Here is a 15,587-nt window from a genome sequence, read left to right as displayed (position 1 = left end):
CAATCGGTTGACCAGCCTGTTCAAATTGGTTTGAAAGCGGTAGACGCGATGGTACCCATCGGCCGTGGCCAGCGCGAGCTGATCATTGGTGACCGCCAGATTGGTAAAACAGCGATTGCTGTTGATGCGATCATTAACCAGAAAGATTCTGGTATCAAGTGTATCTATGTGGCTATTGGCCAGAAAGCCGCTTCTATTGCTGCAGTTGTGCGCAAGTTGGAAGAGCACGGCGCCATGGAGCACACCATTGTGGTTGCCGCGACAGCATCCGATCCTGCAGCGATGCAGTTTCTGGCACCATTTGCTGGCTGCTCCATGGGTGAGTACTACCGCGATCGCGGTCAGGACGCATTGATCATTTATGATGATCTGACCAAGCAGGCTTGGGCCTATCGTCAGATCTCCCTGTTGCTGCGTCGCCCTCCGGGCCGTGAAGCATACCCGGGAGATGTTTTCTATTTGCACTCCCGTTTGCTGGAACGCGCAGCCCGTGTAAATGCCGACTACGTAGAAAAATTCACCAACGGCGAAGTTAAAGGTCAAACTGGTTCGCTGACGGCACTGCCGGTTATTGAAACCCAGGCTGGTGACGTTTCTGCCTTCGTACCGACTAACGTAATTTCTATTACCGATGGTCAGATCTTCCTCGAGGCAGATATGTTTAACGCGGGCATCCGCCCTGCCATGAACGCAGGTATCTCTGTATCTCGGGTAGGTGGTGCGGCTCAGACCAAGATCATGAAGAAACTGTCTGGTGGTATTCGTACCGCACTCGCACAGTACCGTGAACTGGCGGCATTTTCCCAGTTTGCCTCTGATCTTGATGAGGCCACCAAAGCCCAGCTGGACCACGGTGAGCGCGTAACCGAGCTGATGAAACAGAAGCAGTATTCACCTCAGAGTGTGGCCGAGATGGCGCTGATGGTATATGCAGCAGACAAAGGCTACCTGAAGGAAGTTGAAGTTAACAAAATCGGTGATTTCGAACAGGCGCTGCTTTCTTACATGAAAGCGGAGCATGGTGATCTGCTGAGCAAGGTTAACGAGACTGGTGACTGGAACGACGATATTGATGCCAGTTACAAGGCGGCGCTCGAAAAATTTGTGAGCACCCAAACCTGGTAATTTCTAATGGGGACAGCGGAAGCTGTCCCCGACTGAAAGGCTTAAATTATGGCAGTCGGTAAAGAAGTCAGAACGAAAATCAACAGTATTCAGAGCACTCAGAAGATTACGAGTGCGATGGAGATGGTTGCCGCCAGTAAAATGCGGCGCGCTCAGGAACGCCGTGAAGTCAGCAAGCCCTACGCCGACCGTATTCGCTCAGTTGTTGGCCATATCGCCAATGCCGACTCCGAATACAAGCACGAATACCTCGAGCAGCGTGAAATAAAACGCGTTGGTTATATTGTGGTGTCTACTGACCGTGGATTGTGCGGCGGCTTGAACACAAACCTGTTCAAGGAAGTTATCCGCTCCATGAAGAGCTGGTCGGAGCAGGGTGTAGAAATCGATCTGTGTGTGCTTGGAAATAAGGCTGCGTCATTCTTTGGAAGTCTGGGTGGTAATATCGTCGCGACAGTGCGTGATCTGGGTGATGAGCCATCTACTCAGGACCTGATTGGTGGTGTGAAGGTTATGCTGGACGCCTACGAAGGCGGAAAAATCGACAAGCTTTATGTGGTTTCCAACGAATTTGTAAACACCATGACGCAGAAGCCGACAGTATTGCAGTTACTGCCACTTTTACCTATCGAAGACGACAAACTGAAGCATCACTGGGACTATATCTATGAGCCCGATGCCAAGGAGTTGCTGGATGGTCTTCTGGTTCGCTATATCGAATCACAAGTCTACCAGGGAGTCGTTGAAAACAAGGCTTGTGAACAGGCCGCTCGGATGATCGCAATGAAAAACGCCACCGAAAATGCTGGCGATCTGATCAACGAGTTGCAACTGCTTTACAACAAGGCACGTCAAGCTGCGATTACCCAAGAGCTGTCAGAAATTGTCAGCGGTGCGGCAGCAGTTTAACGAAAGATTTTAAAGATTAAGTTTAAGAGGAATCGGACATGAGTAGCGGACGTATCGTGCAAATCATTGGTGCGGTAATTGACGTGGAATTTCCCCGCGATCAAGTGCCCAACGTATATGACGCATTGAAGGTTGAGGAGAAAGGTCTGACCCTGGAAGTTCAGCAGCAGCTGGGTGACGGCGTGGTTCGTACCATTGCTATGGGTTCTTCAGAAGGTATGAGCCGTGGTCTCGGTGTCAACAACACCAACGCACCGGTTAATGTTCCTGTAGGTCTTGAAACCCTCGGTCGCATCATGGATGTACTGGGTAACCCCATTGATGAACTGGGACCCATCGGCGAAAAAGAGCGCGCCTCCATTCACCGTAAACCACCGGCTTATGACGAACTGGCGGCTTCAACCGACCTCCTGGAAACAGGTATCAAGGTAATCGACCTGGTATGCCCGTTTGCGAAGGGCGGTAAGGTTGGCCTGTTCGGTGGTGCCGGTGTGGGTAAGACCGTAAACATGATGGAATTGATTAACAACATCGCTACCGAGCACTCCGGCCTGTCAGTATTCGCAGGTGTAGGTGAGCGTACTCGTGAGGGTAACGACTTCTACCATGAAATGCAGGAAGCCGGTGTTGTAAATGTCGAAGAGTTTGCCAAGTCAAAAGTGGCGATGGTTTATGGCCAGATGAATGAGCCGCCCGGCAACCGTCTCCGTGTTGCGCTGACCGGCTTGACCATGGCTGAGAAATTCCGTGATGAAGGCAAAGACGTGCTGCTGTTCGTGGATAACATCTACCGTTATACACTCGCTGGTACTGAGGTATCTGCACTGCTGGGCCGTATGCCATCTGCTGTAGGTTATCAGCCGACTCTGGCGGAAGAAATGGGTGTTCTTCAGGAGCGTATTACTTCTACGAAAACTGGATCGATTACGTCGGTACAGGCGGTATACGTACCTGCGGATGACTTGACTGACCCGTCTCCAGCAACCACCTTTGCTCACTTGGATTCGACCGTTGTATTGAGTCGTGATATCGCTTCCAAGGGTATTTATCCTGCGGTAGATCCGCTGGATTCCACCTCTCGCCAGCTGGATCCACTCATCATTGGTCAGGAGCACTACGATACCGCTCGCGGTGTACAGTCAGTGCTGCAGCGCTATAAAGAGCTGAAAGATATTATTGCTATTCTGGGTATGGACGAACTGTCCGAGGAAGACAAGCAGGTCGTAGCTCGTGCTCGTAAGATCGAGCGTTTCCTGTCTCAACCTTTCCACGTGGCAGAAGTATTTACCGGTTCTCCAGGCAAGTATGTTTCTCTGAAACAAACCATTGCGGGCTTCCAGGGCATTCTTAACGGTGATTACGATCACCTGCCGGAGCAGGCTTTCTATATGGTTGGTACCATTGATGAAGCTATCGAAAAAGCCGGGAAAATGAAGTAAACGCGATAATATAGGCGTTAAGATATGGCTATGACTGTACACTGCGATATTGTAAGCGCAGAACAATCCCTGTTTTCAGGTCTTGTTGAAATGCTTGTTGCCTCGGGTTCTCAGGGTGAACTGGGTATTACCTTTGGCCACGCGGCGTTGCTGACAGATCTGAAGCCTGGGCCGGTTCGCATCATCAAACAGGATGGCGAAGAAGAGATTTATTATCTCTCCGGTGGCTTCCTGGAAGTGCAACCCAACAGGATCTCCATTCTTGCGGATTCAGCGCTGCGTGCAGATGATCTGGACGAAGCTGCAGCCCTTGAAGCGAAGAAACAGGCAGAAAGCGATCTCACCAACCAAACTGGAGAGTTCGATTATTCACGCGCTGCCTCTCAACTTGCAGCAGCAGCAGCGCAGCTGCGCACGATCGAGCAACTGCGTAAGAAAATGGGTGGCAAGAAATAACACACCCGAAACACGCTTGAAAAAAGGTGGCATATGCCACCTTTTTTTTGCTCAAAAACTATCCACAGAGCTGCCATTTGCCGGGACTGACATGGCAAAGAGCCCCACTTCCTGATTAAATACCTGCATTCAAAAGGGGGTGCGATGGCCACGGACATAATAGTTTTAGCAGCGGGCAAGGGCACGCGTATGAAGTCTGCCCTGCCCAAAGTGCTTCACCCTCTGGCTGGCAAGACGCTCTTGCAACATGTATTGGATACCGCTTCTGCTTTGCCAGATAGCAAGATTACAGTAGTGACTGGCCATGGGGCTGACGAGGTTAAAAACAGCGTTGGTCAAGGAGCTGTTACCTTTGTCGAGCAGATGCAACAGCTTGGCACAGCTCACGCCGTGATGCAGGCAGTTCCAAATCTGCGCGATGAGAGTACAGCCCTAATTTTGTACGGCGACGTACCCCTTATCAGCCATGACACGCTGTCATCGATGATTGCAACAGCCAAAGATAGTATCTCCCTGCTGACGGTCATACTGAATGATCCCACCGGATACGGCCGAATACTCCGCGACGATCAGGGTAAAGTGGCAGCCATTGTTGAAGAAAAGGATGCATCGGACGAACAGCGCTTAGTCTGCGAGGTAAATACAGGCGTACTTGCTTTGCCAGCCCGCCAATTAAAATTGTTGCTGCCACAGATCGGTAACAACAATGCACAGGGTGAATACTATCTCACCGATATTATTTCTCTGGCCGTAGAAAAGAGTATTTCCATCAATACCCAGCAGCCGACACTTATTGAGGAAGTCCTGGGAGTCAATGATCGTCAGCAATTGGCATCCCTAGAGCGCTTTTATCAGCGACAGCAAGCAGAACGCCTGATGAAAGAGGGTGTCACCCTGGCGGATCCAACTCGCTTTGATGTGCGGGGTGAGCTAGTCTGTGGTACGGACACATCCATTGATATAAACACCATATTTGAAGGGCAGGTTGTTCTCGGAAGTCACGTCACCATTGGGCCGAACTGCCACATAAGCAACAGTATCATCGCCGATCATGTGGAGATTAAAGCCAACAGTATTCTTGAGGGTGCTGAGGTTGCCACTGGCTCAGTGGTGGGTCCCTTTGCCAGGTTGCGTCCCGGAACGATCCTAGAAGACGGTGCCAAAATCGGCAATTTTGTTGAAACCAAGAAAACCCGTGTGGGGAAAGGCAGCAAGATAAACCACCTGAGTTACGTCGGCGATGCGGAGCTTGGAGAGAGCGTCAATGTGGGCGCCGGAACCATCACCTGCAACTATGATGGCGTCAACAAACACCGTACCGAAATTGGCGATCAGGCTTTTATCGGTTCAAATACCTCTCTGGTTGCACCCGTACGGGTTGGCAATATGGCAACCGTGGGAGCCGGATCGACCATTACGAAAGATATTCCCGACGGAGAGCTGGGCTTGACCCGAGCTTTGCAGAAAAACATTACAGGCTGGCAGCGTCCGGTTAAGAAAACCTAAAGTCAGGGAAGTCATAGCGGATAACAGTATGTGTGGAATTGTTGGCGCCCAGGCGCAGAGAAACGTCACCGGAATTCTGATTGAGGGGTTAAAACGTCTCGAATATCGTGGTTATGACTCAGCCGGTATCGCTGTACTAGACAAAAGCGACAGCCTTCAGGTGCGCAAAAAGGTTGGCAAGGTTGCTGGACTAGTTGACTGCATCGTCGAACAACCGGCACGTGGCTCACTGGGCATTGCCCACACCCGCTGGGCAACCCATGGCGTCCCCAATGAAAAAAACGCCCACCCACACATCTCGGGAGGCGTTGCTGTTGTACACAACGGTATCATCGAAAATCACCAGCAATTGCGTCAGGAACTCACCGAGCAGGGTTACGATTTTGTTTCGGATACAGATACGGAGGTGGTTGCACACCTGATTCATCACCTGTTGCCTTCAGCAAGTTCACTTAAAGAGGCCGTGCAGCGGTCCGTGCAGCGGCTGGAGGGTGCGTATGCGCTGGCTGTGATCTGTACCACAGAACCCGATGTGCTGATTGGCACGCGCAAAGGCAGTCCGCTGGTGGTGGGTGTCGGTATTGAAGAAAATTTCCTGGCTTCTGATCAGATGGCCTTGCGTCAGGTTACGGATCGCTTTGTGTACCTGCTTGATGGCGATCTGGTAGAGCTGAAAGGAGGCAAATACAGTATTTTCGATCAGAAAAATACCGTAGTAGAGCGTGATATTGTGAAACTATCCGGCGACGACACGGCTACGGACAAGGGTGGGTATCGTCACTATATGATGAAAGAGATCTTCGAGCAGCCCGCTGTCCTGGAGGGTACTCTGCAAGGTCGAATCAGTGACAGCCACGTGCTCCCGGAAGCCTTTGGTACACACGCCAGTGCCATATTTCCTAAAGTGCAGGGAGTTCATATCGTGGCCTGTGGTACCAGTTACCATGCTGGACTGGTAGCGCGTTATTGGCTGGAGGAATGGGCTGATATTCCCTGTCAGGTGGAGGTCGCCAGCGAGTATCGCTATCGTCAGGTGGTTGTGCCAGAAAACACACTGTTTGTCACCATATCCCAGTCCGGTGAAACGGCAGATACCCTGGCAGCGCTGTCTGCAGCTAAACAGGCTAATTATCTGGCGAGCCTGGTGATTTGTAATGTGGCCAACAGTTCTCTGGTGCGGGAGTCGGATATGTCGCTGATGACCTACGCTGGCCCTGAGATCGGTGTAGCATCAACCAAGGCATTTACTACCCAGTTGGTAGCACTGCAATTGCTGTGTATTGGCCTTGGTAAACAGCGAGGGCTGCCTACAGAGAAAGAAAAGCAACTGGTACAGGCATTACACCAATTGCCTTCCCTGTGTCGTGAAACGCTGGCGCTGGATAAGGATATTGAGCGGACTTTTGAATGTTTTGCAGAGAAGCACCATGCGCTCTTTTTGGGACGCGGGGTTCAGTATCCGGTAGCTCTCGAGGGGGCGCTGAAGCTCAAGGAAATTTCCTATATACATGCCGAAGCCTACCCCTCCGGTGAGCTAAAGCATGGGCCGCTGGCACTGGTTGACAATGATATGCCGGTGGTGGCAGTCGCACCCAATAACGAACTCTTGGAAAAACTGAAGTCGAACCTTCACGAAGTAAAAGCTCGTGGCGGGCAGCTGTTTGTATTCGCTGACAAGGCGGCTGGTTTTGAAGATGAGGACGACGTTACCGTGATGAGCATCCCCCATGTGCCGGAAAGCCTGGAGGCCATCATCTATACCCTGCCCCTACAGTTGCTGTCCTATCATGTTGCCGTACTGAAGGGCACGGACGTTGATCAGCCCCGTAATCTTGCCAAATCGGTGACAGTCGAATAAGTCGTCAACGCACGGTTTGCTTTAGGTGACCCGGATGCAGAAGTCGCGGCTTACGGAGCACATAGGTTATAGATGACCTACATCATCGGATTTTGTATTGGAGCCATTCTCGGCCTAACGGGTGCTGGAGGCTCAGTGGTGGCCTTGCCGTTACTGGTTGGGTTACTTGCACTACCCGTACAGACTGCAGCAGGAATGTCTCTGGGTGCAGTCGCCATGGCGGCGGCCATAGGTCTGATGGCCCGCCTGCGCAGCGGAGAAATTGTCTGGTTGCCTGGGCTGTATTTTGCGCTGATCGCCATCGCAGCCCTTCCCCTGGGCAGCTATCTGAATCACCGCTTACCGGAAACCCTGTTGCTCGGCCTATTTAGTCTACTGGTTATTACGGTGGCAGTCCGTCTCTGGCGCCAAGCCACCGATCAGCCTGAGGCTACTGCAGTGGTTAGGGCTGGTGGTGGCAGTGCAGAAGTTAAGCCACCCATTTGTCGTTTTACCCATGGAAAACCCGGTCCCCGCTGTTTTCTGCAACTCGGACTGGCTGCCATCCTGGCAGGTGTGTTATCCGGTGTGTTCGGCGTCGGTGGTGGTTTTGTTATTGTGCCGGTGTTGATTTTTCTCACCGGAATAAGTGTTCATCAGGCGGTGGCAACGTCGATACTGGTAATTTCACTGGTGGCGGGGTCAGGTTTTGTGCTTTTTGTTGTCAGCGGAGGGTCCACCGACCTGAACCTGTTACTCCCCATCGCCGTTGGCGGCATTGTTGGTATGCTCGTGGGCACCGGGTTGGCGCGCTATTTGGCAGGGCCGACATTACAGAAACTATTTGCTGTGGTAATGGTGTTACTCGCGATCGGCGTTCTAATACAGACTCTAGTGAAAGGATAGGCCATGCTATTAAGACAACTGTTTGATCGGGAAACCTGGACCTACACCTACCTCGTTGCTGATGAGAAAAGCCGCGAATCATTACTGATCGATCCGGTGGTAGAGCGGATGCCTTGTTACCGGCAACTGTTAAAAGAACTGGAGCTAAAATTGGCCTATGCACTGGATACACACGTTCATGCTGACCATGTGACAGCTCTGGGTAGTCTGAGGGAAGAATATGGTTGTGAGACCCTGATCAACGACCATGCATTGATGAACTGTGCATCGAAAAAAATCACTGATGGCGAGCAGATCACCTTGGGTGAGTTGGCATTCACTTCTATTTATACGCCCGGCCACACAGACGATTCAATGTGTTTCTACGTTAAAGCGGATAAAGAAGGCTATCTCTTTACGGGGGATACGCTGTTTATCCGCGGCTGTGGCAGAACGGATTTTCAAAACGGTGATGCGGGTCAACTTTATGACAGTCTTCAGACTTTGCTGGACAACTACCCGGAAGATACCTGGGTGTATCCGGCCCACGATTACAAGGGCTGGACTCGCTCTACCTTGGGCGAAGAGCGTCGCTTCAACCCTCGCCTTCAGGTGGCAGATAAATCAGCATTTATTGAGCTTATGAACAACCTTGATCTGCCAAACCCGAAGTTCATGGATGTGGCTGTGCCGGCTAATCTCAGTTGTGGAAAATCTCGGTCAGCAAGCTCTGACTAAGCTTCCGGGGATTCCCGCAACTCTTCCAGCCCGCGTTGCATTTCCAGCAGGTGTTCCTGCAGTTGGCCACCCTTGTGCTGGGCAATGCCGATAGCCAGCACATCAATCAGGACAAGGTGGGCAATCCGAGAGGACAGGGGCGTGTAGATCTGGAAATCTTCCTTGGCATCCACGGTCAGTGGAATGGTGGCGGCATTGGCCACCGGCGAATCGGATGGTGCGATGGCGATCACCACAGCGCCGCGTTTTTTTACCAGCTCGATGGCATTCAGCAGAGTGGTAGTGCGGCCGGATTGGGATATGGCAATCACCACGTCGCCAGGGGACATAAAGGTGGCTGACATATTCTGCAAATGGGGGTCTGCATAGGCAGAGGCAGATACCTGCAGCCGGAAGAACTTGTGCTGACCGTCGAATGCTACCGCAGCAGAGGCACCAAACCCGTAGAACTCGACACGGTTGGCGGCGCAGATGGCTTTTACTGCTCGGTCCAGCATCACCAGGTCCAGGGAATCCCGAACTTTGAGCAGCGTATCTACGGTGGAATCAAATACCTTGAAGGTATATTCGGCGATGGAATCCTTGTCGGTGACGGCAATCTGTCCGTAGCTGGGACTGGAGGCCAGTTGCTGGGCCAGTGCCAGTTTGAAGTCCTGGAACCCCTCACAGCCCACAGCGCGGCAAAAACGCACCACGGTGGGTTCGCTGACTTCCGCTTTTTCTGCCAGGTCTACAATGCGCATACGGATAACATCGGTCAGGTTGGCCAGAATATACTCGGCGACCTTGCGCTCTGATTTGCGCAAGTTTGGCAGGCTGTTACTGATGGCCCAGGTGAGTTCGGCGGGTTTCATGGCAGTTACCAATAGGTCAGGAACTGTATTGTAAATAATTTACAGAAAATTGGAATTTTTGTAGTAAAAACGCCGGTAACTCCTTAACCGCCCGAAGGGGCCATCTGGTAGAATCTTCGGCCATGGATGTAACAGCAATACTTGATCCCCTGAACTCTGCACAACGTGATGCGGTTTCCAGCCAAGCAAAGCATTTACTGGTGTTGGCGGGTGCTGGCAGCGGCAAAACCCGTGTGTTGGTTCACCGCATTGCCTGGTTGATCCAGGTGGAACAGATCTCCCCCTACAGCCTGCTGGCAGTGACCTTTACCAACAAGGCAGCCCGGGAAATGCGCGCGCGCATAGAGGACCTTCTGGGATATTCCGGGCAGGGTATGTGGGTGGGCACCTTCCACGGCATTGCACACCGTCTGCTAAAAATGCACTGGCAGCAGGCCGGACTGCCTGAAAACTTCCAGATACTGGATTCCGATGATCAGTTGCGCCTGGTGAAAAGGGTCTATCAGACCCTTGGCATAGATGACAGTCGCTGGCCATACCGTCAGGCGCAGGGATTTATCAATGCACAAAAAGATGAAGGGCTGCGGGCGCGGCACCTTCAGCCCGCACAGGATCCCTATCAGCGCACGATGCAACAGATCTACACCGCTTACGAGGAAGCCTGTGAGCGTGGAGGCATGGTGGATTTTGGTGAATTGTTACTGAGAGCTCATGAGCTCTGGTTGCAGCAACCGGAACTGCTACAGCATTATCAGCAGCGTTTCCGGCATTTACTGGTGGATGAGTTTCAGGACACCAACGCCATTCAGTACGCCTGGCTGAGAATGTTGGCTGGCGATCAGGTACCGTTAATGGCGGTAGGTGACGACGATCAGTCGATCTATGGTTGGCGCGGCGCAAAGGTGGAAAACATCCTTAATTTTTCCCGCGATTACCCGGATACCCAGACTGTTCGCCTGGAACAGAATTACCGATCCAGCAAAAATATCCTCGATGCAGCCAATGCGGTCATTTCACGCAATGTTGATCGCCTGGGTAAGAACCTGTGGACTGACGATGCCGACGGCGAGCCCATCGCATTGTACGCGGCATTTAACGAGCACGATGAAGCACGCTTTATTGCTGACCGTCTACAGGACTGGACATCCCAGGGAAACCTGAGGGAAGAAGCGGCGATACTTTATCGCTCCAACGCCCAGTCCCGGGTTCTAGAAGAAGCGTTGCTACGTGCCGGTATTCCTTACCGCATTTACGGCGGTCAAAAATTTTACGAGCGTCAGGAAATCCGCAATGCCCTCGCCTATCTCCGTTTGCTGGTAAATCGAAATGATGATGCCGCCTTTGAGCGTGTGGTAAACACCCCGACCCGAGGCATTGGGGACAAGACTGTGCAGGGCCTGCGAGAGCTGGCTCGGGACGAGGGGATGTCATTGTGGCGGGCGGCGCAGAAAGCCGTTGATGACGGCCTGCTACCCGGCAGGGCCAGCAATGCTGTTGCCGGTTTTCTGGCATTGATTGATGAACTGGAAGAAGGCGTCGTCGAATTGCCACTGGCGGAGATTGCCGATCATGTCATAGCTCGAAGCGGACTGATTGATTTTCACCGTCGTGAGAAGGGTGATCGTGGGGAATCCCGAGTGGAAAACCTACAGGAACTCATCACTGCTTGCCGGGGCTTTGAGCCGGAAGACAAAGCATTATCGGCCCTGCCACAGTTTCTTGATCAGGCGGCCCTGGATGCTGGTGACCGTCAGGCAGATGCGGGCGAGGATGCGGTACAGCTGATGACCCTGCACTCCGCCAAGGGGCTGGAATTCCCGCTGGTGATTCTGGCCGGCATGGAAGAAAATCTCTTTCCCCACCGCATGTCGGTGGAAGAGCCCGGGCGCCTGGAGGAAGAGCGGCGGCTGGCCTATGTAGGCATCACCCGGGCTATGCAGAAACTGTATCTGACTTTTGCCGAATCCCGTCAGCAGTACGGGTCCGAAAGTTACAACGCGGTATCCCGTTTTGTGCGGGATATCCCCGCAGGTTTGATTGAAGAAGTTCGTTTGCGAACCCATGTCCAGCGACCGACCAGTTATGCACAAAAACCCGCTGTATCCCTGAGCGATAGTGGCGCGGATACAGGGTTGTCACTCGGCCAGCGGGTGACACACCACGTATTTGGCGAGGGAGTAGTGTTAAACTTTGAAGGCAATGGTGCCCATGCACGGGTGCAGGTCAATTTTGATAACGAAGGCAGCAAGTGGCTGGTGTTGAGCTATGCCAAACTGACCCCGCTGTGTTAAGGAAAAAGGCAAGATGAAACTGACTCGCGTAATACCTTTACTGGCTTGCTTGTTGCTGGCTGCCTGCGGTGGCGGAGAAAGCGCCGATGGGGCATCCGTTCAGGCGGAAAAGGCTAAGACCTATCAATGGAAGCTGGTGACCACCTGGCCAAAAAATTATCCCGGCCTGGGTATGGCGGCTGAAAATTTTGCCGTTATGGTGGACAAAATGAGCGCCGGCCGACTCAAGGTAAAGGTTTATGGCGCGACCCAGCTGGTACCGGCACTTGAAGTGTTTGATGCGGTCTCCCAAGGCACGGCGGAAATGGGCCATGGCGCTGCTTACTACTGGAAGGGCAAAACACCGACGTCGCCGTTGTTCACCAGCGTGCCCTTTGGCCTCAATGCGCAGGAAATGAATGGCTGGCTACATTATGGCGGGGGTATGGAGCTGTGGCGCGAACTTTATGAGCCTTTTAACCTGGTACCGTTGGCCGCAGGCAATACCGGTGTCCAGATGGCGGGGTGGTTCAATCGTGAAATCAATTCCCTGGAAGACTTGAAAGGGCTGAAGATGCGTATTCCCGGCTTAGGCGGGGAAGTGATGAGCCGGGTTGGTGTCGAGGCGGTCAATATCCCCGGCGGTGAGCTTTATACCTCCATGCAGACTGGGGTGATCGATGCCACCGAATGGGTTGGTCCTTACAATGACCTGGCATTTGGCTTTCATCAGGTGGCCAAGTATTACTATTACCCCGGGTGGCATGAACCCGGCCCGACGCTGGAGTTGATCGTCAACAAACCCGCCTATGAATCATTGCCTGCGGATTTGCAGGCTATCGTGGAGGCCGCGGCGCGGGCAGTGAATCAGGATATGCTCGATGACTATACGGCGCGCAACAATGCCGCGCTCAATGAGTTGGTGAATACCCATGGTGTGGAGTTGCGCCAGTTGCCGGATGATGTGCTGGCTGAGCTTAATCGTGTAACAGATCAGGTCCTGGATGAGATTGCTGAAAGTGACCCGATGTTCAAGAAGGTCTATGCCTCACAGAAAGCCTTCAAGACAGAGGCTATGCAATACCACAAAATTTCAGAAGAGGCTTACTATCGGGCTCGTGAGCTAAAATAATTTCGGTTATGTACGACCCAAAATTAAAGGGGTTCCTTGAAGTTCTCGGGCTCCGGCTCGTTAGCAAAATGCTCGCGAAAGGCCTCAACACTGTCGGAGGCCTTCCTCAGCGTGCTGAATTCTGCAATATGGAAAAGAGCCTCACCCTCATTCACCAGAGGTATTTGTGAGACGGCAATCACGATGCCGTCGCCTCGGGACTTAAGTGCCTTTTCGGAACCACCAAAAGGTGATGCCAGGTTAGCCAGTAGCTGCCCTTCCTTGACCCGCTGTCCCAACTTAATTTTGGTACTCACAATGCCATCCCGCTCGGCCCGCAGCCAATAACTGCGTTTCGCCTTGACCGGCACCAACTTGCGCGGAGTAGTGACCTTTTTGGTTTCTGGCAACATTGCCAGGTGACGCATCACGGCAATAATTCCCCTGACGCCCGCCCGAATCGAGCGCTCATCAAAGCGCAAGGCCTCACCGGCTTCATAAATGATGGCGGGTATACCCAGTTCACTGGCGGCAGCTCGCAAAGAGCCATCGCGTATTTTGGCATCCATAATCACCGGGGAGCCAAATGCCTCAGCCATGCCCAGTGTGGCGGGATCATCCAGATTGCCCCGTACCTGGGACAAGTTTTTGCGGTGAATGGCGCCAGTGTGAAGATCGATAACATGGGTGCAGTGGCTAAGCAGTTCATGATGAATCAGGTACGCCAGACGACTGCCCAGTGTTCCCCGAGGAGAACCGGGAAAGCAGCGATTAAGGTCTCGTCGGTCCGGTAAATAGCGGGACTGCTGCAGGAAGCCAAACATGTTAACAATGGGAACAATCAGTAAAGTTCCCTTCAGGCGCTTAAGTAAACGCTTACCAACTATGCGGCGGCAGATTTCGATGCCATTGATTTCATCGCCGTGAATGGCGGCGCAAACCAATAGAACAGGGCCAGGACGACGGCTGTGAATGACCTCTACCTGGAGGTCCACAGGCGTATCGGTATACAGCCGCGCAGCAGGTATGGAAATGAGTCGCGTTTCACCGGGTTTTACGATTGTGCCCGCCAGGGTGAAAGCGTCAACAGTCACTGTCTAGCCCCTGCCCCGGGTTTTGGTTCGTGACTGGCGTGCATTTTTTTCGATAAAACTAATGATGGCGCCCGCCACATCCTTGCCGGTGGCAGTTTCAATACCCTCCAAACCCGGCGAAGAATTTACTTCCATCACCAATGGCCCATGGTTTGAGCGCAGGATATCGACACCGGCGACATTCAGCCCCATGGTCTTAGCTGCGCGTACAGCGGTGGCCCGTTCCGCAGGAGACAGGCGTACCAGTGATGCTGTGCCGCCGCGGTGGAGGTTGGAGCGAAACTCGCCGGGGGCTGCCTGGCGCTGCATCGCGGCGATTACCTTGTCGCCGATGACAAAGCAGCGGATATCTGCACCACCAGATTCACCAATATATTCCTGAACCATAATGTCGGCTTTTAATCCCATAAATGCTTCGATGACGCTTTCCGCCGCTTTGCGGGTTTCTGCCAGTACCACGCCAATGCCCTGTGTTCCCTCAAGCAATTTAACGACCAGTGGTGGGCCGCCGACCATATCAATAAGGTCGGGGATATCGCTGGGCTTGTTGGCGTAGCCGGTGACAGGCAGGCCGATGCCCTTGCGAGAAAGCAGCTGCAGGGAGCGCAACTTGTCCCGGGAGCGGGTGATGGCCACGGATTCATTGAGTGGGTAGACCCCCATCATTTCAAATTGGCGCAGTACGGCTGTGCCATAGGTGGTCACCGATGCGCCAATCCGGGGAATCACCACATCGAAGGCAGGTAGTTCGGCCCCCTTGACATGAATACTGGGGTTTTGAATATTGATGTTCATGTAGCATTTCAGAACATCAATGATTTTCACCTCGTGTCCCTTTTCCATGGCGGCTTCTTTGAGACGGCGCGTGGAATAGAGATCCGGGTTTCGGGAAAGAATGGCAATTCTCATTAAAGTTTTCCGCAACAGTAGGATCGGCCGGGATCGACAGTAAAGCGGTCAACCATGGCTGACCGGCCCAGCAACATCCTGAATTTCATAGCATCCCTGTTGGTCAGGGTCATTTCAATAGGCCACTCTTCCGTGCCCAGAATCGCTGTGGTCTGAATGACCAGGCGACGTTCCCGGTGTCCTCCGGAATCGGAGACCACGCGTTCATCCACAATGGGTGCAGCACAGCAAAGGCTTTGCGTACTACGTTGCAGGGGGTGTACCCAAATCTGGACCCAGGGCGCGCCACGCTCAGTGAAAGGTTCCAGTCGGTGAGCATGCAGGCAGGAGGTGCGGGCGCCAGTATCTACCTTGGCCTTGATCCGGGCAATACCCAAATCAGGCAGTGACAACCATTCCCGCCATCCAACTAATAACGACATTCTGTCCTCGATAATTGATTGGTTAACCGTGA

The 15,587-nt window shown here is 52.8% G+C and carries 14 protein-coding genes; 10 read left to right on the top strand and 4 right to left on the bottom strand.

Features of this window, described 5'->3' with window-relative positions:
- The 8 genes from atpA to ACYZYZ_RS03860 form a co-directional block, all read left to right on the top strand.
- On the top strand, positions 1-1,125 hold a 1,125-nt coding region (gene atpA, locus ACYZYZ_RS03895), incomplete at its 5' end, for a F0F1 ATP synthase subunit alpha (protein ID WP_461483311.1).
- 48 nt (positions 1,126-1,173) lie between these two features.
- Positions 1,174-2,034, top strand: a complete 861-nt coding sequence (atpG, locus tag ACYZYZ_RS03890) for a F0F1 ATP synthase subunit gamma (RefSeq protein WP_305170343.1) — start codon at positions 1,174-1,176, stop codon at positions 2,032-2,034.
- A gap of 38 nt (positions 2,035-2,072) precedes the next feature.
- The gene (gene atpD, locus ACYZYZ_RS03885; protein ID WP_305170345.1) at positions 2,073-3,473 is read left to right on the top strand and encodes a F0F1 ATP synthase subunit beta; all 1,401 of its coding nucleotides are present in this window, start codon (positions 2,073-2,075) and stop codon (positions 3,471-3,473) included.
- A 24-nt stretch (positions 3,474-3,497) separates the two neighbouring features.
- Complete coding sequence (locus tag ACYZYZ_RS03880) at positions 3,498-3,929, top strand: F0F1 ATP synthase subunit epsilon (RefSeq protein WP_305170346.1); 432 nt, start codon at positions 3,498-3,500, stop codon at positions 3,927-3,929.
- 144 nt (positions 3,930-4,073) lie between these two features.
- Entirely contained in the window at positions 4,074-5,435 is a 1,362-nt protein-coding gene (glmU, locus tag ACYZYZ_RS03875; protein WP_461483310.1) for a bifunctional UDP-N-acetylglucosamine diphosphorylase/glucosamine-1-phosphate N-acetyltransferase GlmU, read from the top strand.
- 28 nt (positions 5,436-5,463) lie between these two features.
- A complete protein-coding gene (gene glmS, locus ACYZYZ_RS03870; RefSeq protein WP_305170348.1) occupies positions 5,464-7,293 on the top strand; it encodes a glutamine--fructose-6-phosphate transaminase (isomerizing) in 1,830 nt (609 codons plus the stop codon).
- 72 nt (positions 7,294-7,365) lie between these two features.
- Positions 7,366-8,178 carry a sulfite exporter TauE/SafE family protein gene (locus ACYZYZ_RS03865; protein ID WP_461483309.1) on the top strand — a complete coding sequence of 271 codons (813 nt, stop codon included), beginning with the start codon at positions 7,366-7,368 and terminating at the stop codon, positions 8,176-8,178.
- 3 nt (positions 8,179-8,181) lie between these two features.
- Complete coding sequence (locus tag ACYZYZ_RS03860) at positions 8,182-8,895, top strand: MBL fold metallo-hydrolase (protein ID WP_461483308.1); 714 nt, start codon at positions 8,182-8,184, stop codon at positions 8,893-8,895.
- Here the strand turns inward: ACYZYZ_RS03860 and ACYZYZ_RS03855 are convergent.
- The gene (locus ACYZYZ_RS03855) at positions 8,892-9,749 is read right to left on the bottom strand and encodes an SIS domain-containing protein (RefSeq protein WP_305170351.1); all 858 of its coding nucleotides are present in this window, start codon (positions 9,747-9,749) and stop codon (positions 8,892-8,894) included. The two genes, ACYZYZ_RS03860 and ACYZYZ_RS03855, sit on opposite strands and share 4 nt — an antisense overlap.
- A gap of 122 nt (positions 9,750-9,871) precedes the next feature.
- Between ACYZYZ_RS03855 and uvrD the strand changes: the two genes are divergently transcribed.
- Together uvrD and ACYZYZ_RS03845 are read left to right on the top strand one after the other, a co-directional pair.
- The gene (gene uvrD / locus ACYZYZ_RS03850) at positions 9,872-12,040 is read left to right on the top strand and encodes a DNA helicase II (RefSeq protein WP_461483307.1); all 2,169 of its coding nucleotides are present in this window, start codon (positions 9,872-9,874) and stop codon (positions 12,038-12,040) included.
- A gap of 13 nt (positions 12,041-12,053) precedes the next feature.
- Entirely contained in the window at positions 12,054-13,151 is a 1,098-nt protein-coding gene (locus ACYZYZ_RS03845) for a TRAP transporter substrate-binding protein (protein ID WP_461483306.1), read from the top strand.
- A 23-nt stretch (positions 13,152-13,174) separates the two neighbouring features.
- Here ACYZYZ_RS03845 and ACYZYZ_RS03840 read toward each other — a convergent pair whose 3' ends face one another.
- Genes ACYZYZ_RS03840 through ACYZYZ_RS03830 form a run of 3 tightly spaced genes read right to left on the bottom strand, consistent with a single transcriptional unit; the run spans position 13,175 to position 15,555 of the window.
- The gene (locus ACYZYZ_RS03840; RefSeq protein ID WP_461483305.1) at positions 13,175-14,224 is read right to left on the bottom strand and encodes a succinylglutamate desuccinylase/aspartoacylase family protein; all 1,050 of its coding nucleotides are present in this window, start codon (positions 14,222-14,224) and stop codon (positions 13,175-13,177) included.
- 3 nt (positions 14,225-14,227) lie between these two features.
- Entirely contained in the window at positions 14,228-15,133 is a 906-nt protein-coding gene (gene rimK / locus ACYZYZ_RS03835; RefSeq protein ID WP_305170357.1) for a 30S ribosomal protein S6--L-glutamate ligase, read from the bottom strand.
- Positions 15,133-15,555 (bottom strand): ATP-dependent zinc protease family protein, encoded by a 423-nt coding sequence (locus tag ACYZYZ_RS03830; protein WP_305170358.1) that lies wholly within the window; start codon positions 15,553-15,555, stop codon positions 15,133-15,135. The genes rimK and ACYZYZ_RS03830 overlap by 1 nt, the downstream gene beginning before the upstream one ends.
- Between the last annotated feature and the right edge of the window lie 32 nt (positions 15,556-15,587).

The organism is Porticoccus sp. (genome assembly GCA_023261185.1).
In the GTDB taxonomy this organism is placed as follows: Bacteria; Pseudomonadota; Gammaproteobacteria; order Pseudomonadales; family Porticoccaceae; genus Porticoccus; species Porticoccus litoralis.
The sequence above is the reverse complement of the archived record's forward strand: the minus strand, read 5'-3'. Positions and strand labels throughout refer to the sequence as shown.

Coding starts and splice junctions, on each gene's coding strand:
- atpG (WP_305170343.1), top strand. CDS start 1,174: ATGGCAGTCGGTAAAGAAGTCAGAACGAAAATCAACAGTATTCAGAGC.
- atpD (WP_305170345.1), top strand. CDS start 2,073: ATGAGTAGCGGACGTATCGTGCAAATCATTGGTGCGGTAATTGACGTG.
- ACYZYZ_RS03880 (WP_305170346.1), top strand. CDS start 3,498: ATGGCTATGACTGTACACTGCGATATTGTAAGCGCAGAACAATCCCTG.
- glmU (WP_461483310.1), top strand. CDS start 4,074: ATGGCCACGGACATAATAGTTTTAGCAGCGGGCAAGGGCACGCGTATG.
- glmS (WP_305170348.1), top strand. CDS start 5,464: ATGTGTGGAATTGTTGGCGCCCAGGCGCAGAGAAACGTCACCGGAATT.
- ACYZYZ_RS03865 (WP_461483309.1), top strand. CDS start 7,366: ATGACCTACATCATCGGATTTTGTATTGGAGCCATTCTCGGCCTAACG.
- ACYZYZ_RS03860 (WP_461483308.1), top strand. CDS start 8,182: ATGCTATTAAGACAACTGTTTGATCGGGAAACCTGGACCTACACCTAC.
- ACYZYZ_RS03855 (WP_305170351.1), bottom strand. CDS start 9,749: ATGAAACCCGCCGAACTCACCTGGGCCATCAGTAACAGCCTGCCAAAC.
- uvrD (WP_461483307.1), top strand. CDS start 9,872: ATGGATGTAACAGCAATACTTGATCCCCTGAACTCTGCACAACGTGAT.
- ACYZYZ_RS03845 (WP_461483306.1), top strand. CDS start 12,054: ATGAAACTGACTCGCGTAATACCTTTACTGGCTTGCTTGTTGCTGGCT.
- rimK (WP_305170357.1), bottom strand. CDS start 15,133: ATGAGAATTGCCATTCTTTCCCGAAACCCGGATCTCTATTCCACGCGC.
- ACYZYZ_RS03830 (WP_305170358.1), bottom strand. CDS start 15,555: ATGTCGTTATTAGTTGGATGGCGGGAATGGTTGTCACTGCCTGATTTG.